The sequence below is a fragment of the Corallococcus exiguus genome (assembly GCF_009909105.1).
Lineage (GTDB): Bacteria > Myxococcota > Myxococcia > Myxococcales > Myxococcaceae > Corallococcus > Corallococcus exiguus.
On record NZ_JAAAPK010000024.1, the window covers coordinates 17,925 to 29,935 of the forward strand.

The 12,011-nt window shown below is 72.1% G+C and carries 1 protein-coding gene (only partly in view); it reads right to left on the reverse strand.

All coding sequences use genetic code 11. The annotated features are described in order from the left end of the window. Positions 1–12,011: part of a non-ribosomal peptide synthase/polyketide synthase coding region (locus tag GTZ93_RS41900; RefSeq protein WP_161663375.1), annotated on the reverse strand (this coding region is incomplete at its 5' end). 17,215 nt of the annotated region lie to the left of the window's left edge; the window shows 12,011 of its 29,226 annotated nt.

Genomic DNA, 12,011 nt, shown 5'->3' on the forward strand with positions numbered 1-12,011 from the left:
GTGTTGATGAAGCACCCCATCAGCCATTCGAGCTCCGGGCGCGTGCGGCCCGCGATGGGCGTGCCCACCACGAAGTCGTCCTGTCCCGAGTAGCGCGACAGCGCCGTCTGGAAGAGGGCCATCAGCACCATGAACGACGTAGCGCCGTGCTTGCGGCCCAGCGCCAGCAGCGGCGCGGACACCGCCGTCGGCAGGAGGAAGGTGTGCCGCGCGCCCGCGGAGGACATGACCGCCGGGCGAGGCCGGTCCGTGGGCAGCTCCAGCGGAGGCGCGCCGGTCAGGTGGTCCTTCCACCAGGCCACCTGCTTCTCCATCACACCGCCGTCCAGCCACGCGCGCTGCCACACGGCGTAGTCCGCGTACTGCACCGGCAGCTCCGGGAGCGGAGAGGGCTGGCCCGCGCGGAAGGCCGTGTAGTTCACCGTCAACTCCTGCGCGATGACCAGGGTGCACCACGCGTCGGACACCGCATGGTGGAAGGTGACGAGCAGCACGTGCTCCTGGGTCCCCAGGCGGATCAGCGCCGCGCGCAAGACCTCCTGCTCCAGGTCGAACGGCTGGCGCACGGCGTCCTGGCAGAACGCGCGCATCGCCGCCTCGCGCGCCTCCGGCGTGTCGCCGGGCACGTCCCAGTGCTGGAGCGGCAGGCCCCGGGGCGGGTGGATGACCTGCACCGCGTGGTCCCCCTCCAGGGCGTAGGTGGTGCGCAGCACCTCGTGGCGGACCACCATCGCGTCCAGCGCGGCCTGGAGCGCGGCCCTGTCCAGCTCTCCCTTGAGCCGGAAGATGGCCGGGTTGTTGTACGCGCTGCTCGTGGGCTCCATCTGCTGGAGGTACCAGAGGCGCTGCTGAGCGAAGGACAGGGGCAGCGGCTGATCCCGGCTCACGCGCGGGATGGGCGGTGGGCTCATGTTCACCACCGCCGGTGCGGCGGGCGCCACGGGACGCGGCGCTTCCACGACGGCGGGACGCGCCACGGGCGGAGGCGGGAGCCGCGACGGCGAGGCCACCGGTTCCAACCGGCCATCCCCGCGCAGGCGGGCATGACGGCCGGTGCGGAACAGCTTCGCGGAAGCCTCGCGAGGGTGCGGCACCAGGCGGCGGTGCTCTTCATCACCCGCGCGCCACAGTGCGGACGGGAGCCCCGCGCCCGCGAGGGCCAGCTCACCCACCACGCCCACGGGCACGGGCTGACCGGCCGCGTCCAGCACCCAGGCCTGGAGGTTCGCGGGGATGCGCTCCGCCAACGTGCGCGGCAGCAGCGCGCCTTCCTGGGCGTCACCGGACAGCCACACCTCCACGCCCGCGGCCCGGTGCAGCGCCGAGCCCAGCTCCACCGACGCGCCCTCCAACACCAGCGCACCCACGCGCGACAGCGACTCACGCGCGCCGGGCAGCTCGCTGAGCGAACGCGCCAGTCGAGCCGACGTGTGCAGCAGCACCGCGCCGGACTGGCGCGCCAGCTCCAGCAGTCCCTCCACGCCCGCCTCGGCCTCCACCAGCACCTGCTCCTGGTGGGCAGCGGCCTCCGCGTCCATGCGCTCACGCACGGTCGCGAGCCGGCGCAGGCCCTCCAACACCACCGGGGTGTCGAGGCCGAAGTCGATGAGCGCCGCCACCTCGTCCACGTCGGCCGCGCGCACGTCGCGCAGCCGCCGCAGCGCGCTGTCCACCGTGCCCAGCAGGCCGGTGTTCTTCGCGTGGTTCTCGAAGGTGCGCTCCAGCACCGCGTTGATGTCATCCGGAGACAGCTTCTGGACGTCGGTGATGCCCTGCGCCTGGAGCAGCGACGTGCTGATGTCCACCGAGCTGCGGAAGTACGACAGCAGGGGCTGGCGCACCGTGCGCAGCACCTCCTGTTCCTCGTCGCCCAGGTACGTGTGCAGCATGCAGGTGATGTGGCCTCGGCCCGGGTGCCCATTGCGGCGCCACGCGTCGCGGTACAGCGCCACCTTCTGCTTCAGCTCCTCCAGCGTGTGCGACATCAGGCCCGTGAGCACGCCCGCGCCCAGCTCGCCCGCCATCCGGAACGTCTCCGGGTTGCCCGTGGCGGTGAGCCACACCGGCAGCTCCTTCTGCACCGGCTTCGGGCGCAGACCGACCTCCGCCGTGCTGCCAGCGCCCGCGGGACGCTTGAAGCGCTCGCCTCGCCACAGGGCGCGCAGCGTGGACAGCTTCTCCAGCAGGATGTCGCGCCGCTTCTCGTAGTTGGCCGGCGCGAAGGTGAAGTCCTGCGTGTGCCAGCCCGTGGCCACGGACAGGCCCACGCGGCCCTGGGACAGGTTGTCCACCACGGACCACTGCTCCGCGATGAGCAGCGGATCATGCAGCGGCAACACCACGCTGCCGGAGCGCAGGCGCAGGTTCTTCGTGACGGTGGCCAGGCCCGCCGCCACCACGGCCGGCTGTGGATACAGACCGCCGAACGAGTGGAAGTGCCGCTCCGGGGTCCACACCGCGGAGAAGCCATTCGCGTCCGCGAACTTCGCGCCCTCCAGCAGCAGCTCGTACTTGGGACCCTGGAGCGTGTCTTCGTCGTTGGCGAAGTAGATGAGGCTCAGGTCCATCGCCTTCGCGCGAGGCCCCCCATTGCCCAGGCCCACCAGCCGAGCGGTGATCCGCTCCGGCGGGAACACCACCCGCAGGCCGCGCGTAAGCGCCCACAGGGCCTCCAGCTCCGGACGGTCGGAGGACGGCTCGCTCGCGGCCAGCCACGCGCAGCAGTCCGGGGGCGACAGGCGCGTGTCCAGGCCCGTGAAGAACTCCGCCAGCTCCCGGTGGCCCAGGGCCCACGCGGGCTGGCCTCGGCCCGTGGGCAGCAGCCACGCCAGGGCGTGCGGCTCCGCGTGCGCGGCGGTGGCGGGAGCCTCGGCTGTGACTGTCACGTCCTCCACGTAGACGACGCGCGCCGCGTCCACGCGCACGGACGCCACCAGCGCGCGCGTGGTGACGAGCACCGGCACCGGGGCGCCTTCGAGCGCGTACACGGGCAGGTGGCTCAGGTCGGACGGGCCCAGGGCGACGCACGCGCCGCCCGCGCCCAGCACGGCCCACAGCGCGGCCAGCTTCTCCGGCGACGTGCGCAGGCACACGGCCACCGGTGTTCCAGCCTTCACGCCCAGCGCCTTCAACCTCGCGGCCAGCGCATCCGCGCGAGCGCCCAGTTCCGCCCAGGTCCAGTGCGTCTCCCCCTGCGACAGGGCGGTGGCGCCAGCGTTGCGCGCGCGCCGCTCCGCGAGTGCGGTGGGGACAGGGACCAGCCCCGGCGTGGCGCGAGGCGTGGGCCAGGCGCGGCGCTCGTCATCGGTGGCGAGCGGCAGGTGCGCCACCTGCGTGTCGGGGTTCGCGAGCGCGGCGCCGAGCAGCACCTGGAAGTGCTCCATCAGCCGCGCCGTCGTGGCGGCGTCGAACAGGTCCGACGCGTACTCCAGCGCGCCGTGGACGCGGGTGGGGGACTCGAAGAGGACCAGGGTGAGCGCGCTGAGGGTGGAGCCCCACTGCACGGGCGTGCCCGGCACTTCCACCAACGTGGCGCGCAGGCCGATGAGCTCCAGCGTCTCCGAGGAACTCACGCCCGTGTGGTAGACGAACACGGAGTCCGTCATGCGCCCCCGGCCGATGTCATGGCCCGGGATGAGTGCCTCCACCAGGTACTCGAAGGGCACGTCCGGGCGCGTCTGCGCGTCCGCGACCTCGCCTCGCACCTGGGCCAGCAGCTCGCGGAACGTGAGACCTTCGGTGAAGCGCGTACGGAACGCCTCGGAGTGCGCCACGTAGCCGATGAGCGGCATCAGCTCCGGCCGCGTGCGGTTGGCGATGGGCGTGCCGACGACGACGTCCGTCTGGCCGGAGTAGCGGTGCAGCAGCGTCTGCCACGCGGCGAGCACCGTCATGTAGCCGGTGAAGCCCTCGCGACGCGTGAAGGCCACCAGTTCGTGGGCGAGCGCGGGCGGGAAGTCCAACGTCATGCGCTGGGAGGAGATGATCGGCTCGTTGGAGCGGGGACGGTCCGTGGGCAGATCCAACCGGCGCGGCATGCCGGACAACCGCTGCCGCCAGCCCTGGTCCTGCTCGGCCAGACGGCCGCTCGTGATGCCACGGCGCTGCCATGCACCGAAGTCCGCGTACTGGAGGGGCAGTGGCTTGAGTGGAGACGGCTTGCCCTGGACGAAGGCGTCGTAGAGCTGGCCCAGCTCCTGGACGAGCAGGGCGATGGACATCGTGTCGCTGACGATGTGGTGGATGCTGGAGATCAGCAGGTGCCGCTTCGCGTCCAGTCGAACCAAGGTGGTGCGCAGCACGGGGCCGTGGACCAGGTCGAACGGCTTCGCGGCGTCCTCACGGGCGAGCCGCAGCGCCTCCGGTTCGCGCGTCTCCATCGGGCCGCGCAGCTCCACGCGGGTGAGCGGGACTCGCATGTGCGCGTGGAAGCGCTGCACGGGGCGGCCGTCCACGGTGTCGTAGGTCGTGCGCAGCGCTTCGTGGCGTTGGACGACCTCCTGGATGCCGCGCTCCATCACGTCCGCGTCCAGGTCGCCTTCGAGCCGCAGGACGAACGGGAGGTTGTACGCGGACAGCCCGGGCAGGTGCTGCTCCAGGCGCCAGACGCGCTCCTGCACGAAGGACAACGGCAGCTCGCTACCGTCGCGAGGCAGCGGCACGAGCGGAAGCTCCGTGGAGACGGCGACCTGGGGCGCCTGGAGCAGCAGGGGCTCCAGGCGTCCCGCGATGCCAGCGACGGTGGGCGCTTCGAAGAGGGCGGCCAGCGGCAGGTTCACGCCGAAGGCATCACGGAGCTGATTGAGCAGCTGCGCGGCCGTCAGCGAGTTGCCTCCGAGCTCCAGGAAGTCGTCATGGCGGCCCACGAACTCCAGGCCCAGACGGTCGCGCCACAACGCGGCCACGCGCTCCTCGATGTCTCCACGAGGCGCGTCGTCGCGACCGGGAGGGGGAGGGGACGCGAGGGCTGGGACAGGTTCCGCATCCGTGGGCACAGCCGACCTGTGCGAGGACGCATCAACCTCCGGACGCATCCCGTGCACCGGATCCCCGGCCGCCATCGCGAACGCAGCCTGTGGGACGCCGGCCGGATCCGTCATCGCTGACGCGCTCCGGGGAGCACCCGCCAGGTCCATCGTCGATGACGCGGGCTGAGGAGCGCTGACCGGAGCCGTCGTCACGGACCCGTACTGAGCAGTTCCGTTCGAAGCCGTCATCGCGGACGCGGCTTGAGGAGCACGGACCGAAACCGTGGCCGTCATCGCGGACACGGTCTGGGGGGCACGGACCGACGCGGTGACCAGGGCTACATCGGAAGACACTTCGGGCGCACGCTCAGTGTGCACTGCCGGGGCCACTGCCGGAGCCTGCGGCGTCCGGATGGAGCCTCCCGAGGGAGGCGCGAACGGAGACGTCGTGGCGCGTGCTCTCGGCTGCACCCAGACCGCCTTGGTCTGGAACGCATACGTGGGCAGATGCAGCCGCAGGCGCTGCTCGTGCGCGTAGAACGCGCTCCAGTCCACAAGCACACCCGCGGTCCACAGCTCGCCCACGGCCTGGAGCCAGCCCATCTGCTCCGTCGTCTTCCCGCCCACCCGCAGCGACGCCAGCGCGAGGACGGGGGATCCGCCGCCTTCGGGCCGGGCCAGGTTCGCGCGCACCAGCGGCGTCACGTCCTGTCCCGGTCCCACCTCCAGCAACACCGTGCAGCCTTCCGCCTGGAGCGCCTCCACCGCGCGGGTGAAGCGCACCGGCTGGCGCATCTGCTCCGTCCAGTAGTCCGGCGCCGAGAGCTCTCCCGGCCTGGCCAGCGCCCCCGTGAGGCTGGACACGTACGGCACCGCTGTCTCCGACCAGCGAAGTGCGCCCACCACGCGCGCCAGCTCCGGCATCAACGGCTCCACGTCCGCGGAGTGGAACGCGTGCGGCGCGGGCATGCGCACCGCACCGGCCTTCTGGGCCTTCAGCTCGGCCTCCAGCCGCTCCACTTCCTCCACCGGCCCGGACACCACGCAGCGGTCCGGAGCGTTCACCGCCGCCACCGACAGCCGGCCCGACAGCAACGGCTGCACGCGCTCCACGGGCAGGGCCACCGCGAGCATCGCGCCCGGCGGCATCCGGTGCATCAGCTCCCCGCGAGCCACCGCGAGGCGCATCCCGTCCTCGACCGACAGCGCCCCCGCGATGCACGCCGCCGCGTACTCACCGAAGCTGTGACCCATCACCGCGGACGGCGTGACGCCCAGGTCCCGCCACATCCGAGCCAGTGCCACCTGCACGCTGAACAACGCGGGCAGCGCCACGCGCGTGTCCGCGAGGTCCGCCGAAGCATCGGCCTCGGGCGCCAGCACTGCCGACACCCGCGCCCGCAGCGGCGCGTCCAGCAACGCGAGGCACGCGTCCAGGTGCGCGCGGAACAGGGGAGACGCCTCCGCCAGCTCACGCCCCATGGCCAGCCGCTGCGAACCCTGCCCGGAGAACACGAACGCCACGCGCGGCGCCTTGCCCGGGCTCTTCGCCAGCGTCACCGGCTTCTGGAGCTGCCGCACCAGGTCCTCCGCGCCCGTCACCACCACCGCGCGGCGGTACTCGAACGCCTTGCGACCCACGGCGTGCGTGAACGCCAGATCCGCCAGCGCCGAGTCCCCGACGCCCGTCGCCTCCAACCGCCGCGCCGCCGCCTCCAGAGCCTCCGGCGAGCGCGCGGACAGCACGACGAGCTGGTGGGAACGCGTGGTCGAACCACTCTGCCGCATGGGAGCTTCCTCGAGGATGGCGTGGGCATTGGTGCCACCAATGCCGAAGGAGCTGACCGCGGCGAAGCGAGGCGTCTCGCCTCGGGGCCACGACCGCAGGGTGGTGTTGACGAAGAACGGCCCCGCGTCGAAGTCGATCTGCGGGTTGGCCTTCTCGAAGTGGAGGCTGGGGGGAATCTCACCGTGGTGCAGCGACAGCGCAGCCTTCATCAGGCCCGCCAGTCCCGCGGCCGTGTCCAGGTGCCCCACGTTCGTCTTCAGCGACGCCAGCGCGATGCGTCCCCGGTGCTCCACGCCCAGGCCGTACGCGCGGGTCAGCGCCGCCACTTCAATCGGATCCCCCAGCGGCGTCGCGGTGCCATGGGCCTCCACGTAGCCCACGGCCTCCGGTGCCACGCCTGCGTTGGCCAACGCCTGGGACACCACCGCTGCCTGTCCCTGCACGCTGGGCGCGGTGAAGCCGGACTTGTTCTTGCCATCGTTGTTGAGCGCCGAGCCCCGGATGACGGCGTAGATGGCGTCCCCATCCCGTACCGCGTCCTCCAGACGCTTGAGCACCACCGTACCCACGCCGTTCCCGGGCAGCGTCCCCTGTGCCCGAGCGTCGAACGCACGGCAGTGTCCGTCCGGTGAGAAGATGAGGCCCTCCTGCGCCACGTAGCCCGTGCGCTGCGGCAGCGACAGCCGCGAGGCCCCCGCGAGCGCCACGTCGGACTGACCCGTCCGCAGGCTCTGACAGGCCAGGTGCACGGCCACCAGGCCCGTGGAGCACGCGGTGTAGAGCAACGTGCTCTCACCCGTGAGCCCCAGCTTGAAGGACGCCTTCGTCGGCAGGCTCTCGTGGGTGGCGGTGCCGTTCAGCTCGAAGAAGGACGCCGCGTCCAGCGGCATCGCCTGCCGCACGGCCTCCGCGTATCCAGAGGCCGCGGCGCCCGCGTACAGCGAGATGGCGCCGGGGTAGCGCTCCGGATTGACGCCCGCGTCCTCCAGCGCGGCCCACGCCGTCTGGAGGAAGAGCCGTTGCTGCGGATCCGTGAACTGCGCCTCGCGCAGGGACATGTCGAAGAACGCGTGGTCGAACCCCTCCACGTCTTCCAGGACACCGGCGGCGGGAACGAACGCCGGGTGGTACCAGAGCTCGAACCCCTCCGGCAGCGAGGGCAGGTGCTCCAGCTCCTCGGGGGAGAAGCGCGTGATGGACTCCACGCCCTCGCGCAGGTTCCGCCAGAACGCCTCCACCGTTCCCGCGCCGGGGAAACGGCCCGCCATGCCGACGATGGCGATGGACCCGGAGGCGCCAGGCTTCGACGCCTCGCGCGGACGGTGGCCGGGCGCGGTGGGCGACGGCGCGGGTGATCCCTGCGACTCGTTCTCCAGCCGCTGGGCGAGCGACTCCACCGTGGGGTGTTCGAACAACCAGACCACAGGCACATCGCGGCCCAGCGTCTCCTTCAAGCGCGAGGCGAGCCGCATCACGGACAGCGACGTGCCGCCCAGGTCGTTGAACAGGTGGTCCTGCGTGCCCACCCGGTCGGCCCCCAGCTCGCGGGACCACGTGGAGGCGATCCGCTCCTCCAGTGGATGGGAGGGCGCCACGTAGCGCTCACGCCGGCCGGTGGCCTCCGAGTCCGGAGCGGGCAGGGCCTTGCGGTCCACCTTGCCGCTGGGGTTCAGGGGCAGGGTGGGCAGCGCCACGAACAGCGACGGCACCATGTAGTCGGGGAGCTTGCGGCGCAGGGCCTCTCGCAGCTGCGTGGGCTCCAGCACCTGACCTGGGCGCGGCATCGCGTAGGCGACGAGCCGCTTGTCGCCGGGGACGTCCTCGCGCACCACCGCCGCGGCCTCGTGCACTTCGGGCAGCTCGCGCAGGGCGGCTTCCACTTCCGGAATCTCGATGCGGAAGCCGCGCACCTTCACCTGGTGGTCCGTGCGGCCCAGGAAGTCCAGCGTCCCATCCGCGCGCCAGCGGACCCGGTCGCCCGTGCGGTACAGCCGTGCGCCAGGCTGCGCGCCGTACGTATCCGGCACGAAGCGCTCCGCCGTGAGGTCCGGCCGCGACACGTAGCCCCGGACCACGCCATCCCCGCCGAGGAACAGCTCCCCCGGCACGCCCACCGGCACCGGCTGGAGCCGCGCGTCCAGCACGTACGCCGTGGTGTTCGCGAGCGGCGCGCCAATGGGCACCGACGCGCCCGCCTGCTCTGGCCGCTCCACCGTGAAGAACGAGGCGGCCACGGAGCATTCACTGGGGCCGTAGGCGTTGATGACGGTCCGGCCCAGGAACTCCACCGCGCGGCGCACATGCGGGGCGGAGATGACGTCGCCCGCCACGTGCACTGCGCGCAGCCGTCCGAGGATGTCCAGCCGGTGCTCCACCAACTGCGAGAAGAGCCCCGACGTCAGGTGGGCGAAGCTGACCGCGTGGCGCTCCACCACGCGCGCGAGCGTGTCCATGTCTCCGGCGGGGACCTTGCCGGGGAAGATGACCAGCCGGCCGCCGTGCAGCAGCATCGTCCACAGCTCCATCACGGAGCCGTCGAAGGACAACGGCGCGAAGAGCATGCCCGTTTCGCGCTGACCGACGCGCGAGTAGGGCTCGGCGTGCACGAGGCGCAGCACGCCACGGTGCTCGGAGGCCACCCCCTTGGGACGACCGGAACTACCGGAGGTGAAGATGACGTAGGCCAGGTTGCGAGGCCCCACGGTGACTTCCGGCGCGGTGACAGGCTGATCATCGAGCGACAGCGCGTCCACGAAGAAGCAGGCCAGGGTCGCGTCGGGCACGTGCAGCCGCTCACGCAGCGCGCGCGTGGTGAGCAGCATCCGGGGCCGGGCGTCCTCCATCATGAACGCCAGCCGCTGCGCGGGGTACGACGCATCCAGCGGCACATAGGCGCCGCCCGCCTTGAGGATGGCGAGCACCGAGACGACGAAGTCCACGGAGCGCTCCATGCACACCGCCACCGGCACGTCCGGGCCCACGCCCCGAGCGCGGAGGAAGTGCGCGAGCGGATTGGCCCGCGCCTCCAGCTGCGCGTACGTCAGGCGAAGATCCCCGTCCTCCACGGCGATGGCGTCCGGAGTCCGGGCGACCTGGAGCGCGAACTGCTCGGGGAGGGTGCTGCCGGAGGGGTAGTCCCGGGCCGTGTCGTTCCACGCGGTGAGCACCTGGTGGCGCTCCGCGTCCGTCATCCAGGGCAGCTCGTGGATGGAGGTCTCCGGGGCCGCGATGGCGGCCTCCAGCAGCACGCGGAAGTGACCGGCCAGCCGCGCCACGGTGCCGGCGTCGAACAGCTCCGTGGAGTACTCCAGCCAGCCCTCGAAGCCCTGGGGGGGCTCCGCGAGCGACAGCGTGAGGTCGAACATGGACGTGCCGGTGTGCACGTCCAGGAGCCGGGACTGGAGCCCCTGCAGGACGGGCGCGTCCACGCGTGCGCCCTGGAGGTTGAACATCACCTGGAACAGCGGCGTGTGCCCCAGTTCACGAGGAGGCCGGAGCGCCTCGACCACCCGCTCGAAGGGCACATCCTGGTGCGCGTACGCGCCCAGCGCCGTCTCCCGCACGCGGGCCAGGAGCTCCCGGAACGAAGGAGCCCCCGACAGTCGCGTGCGAAGGACCAGCGAGTTGACGAAGAGGCCGACGAGCCCCTGGAACTCCGCGCGCTGACGGCCCGCGATGGCCGTGCCCACGCTGATGTCGTCCTGGCCCGCGCGGCGGGCGAGCACGGTCTGGAAGGCCGCGAGCAGGACCATGAACGGCGTGACGCCTTCACGCTCCGCCAGCGTCCGGACCGATTTCGCGAGGCCCGCTTCCAGCACCACCGGCACCCGAGCGCCCGCGGACCCACGCCGCGAGGGACGCGACCGATCCGTGGCCAGCTCCAGCAACTGGGGAGCACCGGCGAGCTGCGTCCGCCAGTAGTCCAGGTGCGACTCCAGCGCGGTGCCGTCCAACGCGTCCCGCTGCCAGTCGGCGGCGTCGGCGTAGTCGAGGGGCAGGGCGGGCAGGGGCGACGGGCGGCCTTCGCGCAGTGCCGAGTAGAGGGCGGAGACCTCACGCACCAGCACCGCCATGGACGTGGCGTCCGACACGGCATGGTGCATGACGAGCACCAGCACATGGGTCCGCGCATCCAGCGTGAGGAGCGTGGCGCGCACCAGCGGTCCGAGCTCCAGGTCGAACGGGCGGCGGGCCTCTTCGCGGGCCAGGCAGAGCGCTTCGGCTTCGCGGGCGTTGGCGGGCAGGGACTCCAGTGACACGCGCGCCAGCGGCAGGGATGCGTCCGGCGCGATGACCTGTCGGGGCTGCCCCGGGGCCTCGCGGAAGGAGGTCCGCAGTCCTTCATGCCGGGCCGCGAGCGCCACGAGGCTGCCCTCCAGCGCGGCCACATCCAGTTCGCCCTCCAGGCGCACGGCGGCGGGAAGGTTGTAGGACACGTCGCCGGGGGCGTACCGGGACAGGAAGAACAACCGGGCCTGCGAGGAGGACGCCTCGCGGTCGCCGCCCATGTTTCTGCGAAGAGGCGCGGGGCCCGCCGCGTCACGGAGGGAGGCCAGCCTGTGAGCCAGGGACGTGATGCTCGGCCCCTGGAGCAGCCATTCCATGGGCACCGTCAGCCCGGTGCCGGCGCCCACTTCGTGCGCCAGCTCCACCGCGCCCAACGAGTCCAGCCCATAGCGAGTCACCGGAGCATCGACGTCGATGTCCTCACGGTTCATGCGCACGTGCCGGGCAACGACGTCTCGCAGCCATGCGACCAGTGCTTCCGCGTCCGGCTTCTCAGGCAGCGACGCTTCCGCCTTCGGCCCAGCGGGCAGGGGAGCCTCGGCCGGCGATGGGCGTGCATTGGAAGATTGAGAGCCCTCGGCCCGCCACGCGGTCACCTCCTGCAATGTCCCCGCGAGGAAGGCTGCTCGGCACGCGTGCCGCTGCACCTTGCCGCTGGACGTCTTGGGCAGGCTGCCCGGCTCGATGAGCACCACCGCGTGCGCCTGCACCTCGTGCGACTCCGCCAGCCTCTGACGGATGGTGCCCACCGCCGCATCCGCCGCCGCCAGCTGCTCACGCAGTCCGCCCAGCCGTCGCACGTCGATTTCTTGCACGACAACCGCGCGCTCCTCGCCCCCCACTTCCACCGAGAACACCGCGCCGCCCCCGGGCCTCAGCGCCGGGTGTGCCCCCTCCACCGTCGCCTCCAGGTCCTGCGGGTAGTGGTTGCGCCCTCGCAGGATGATGAGGTCCTTGCGCCGCCCCGT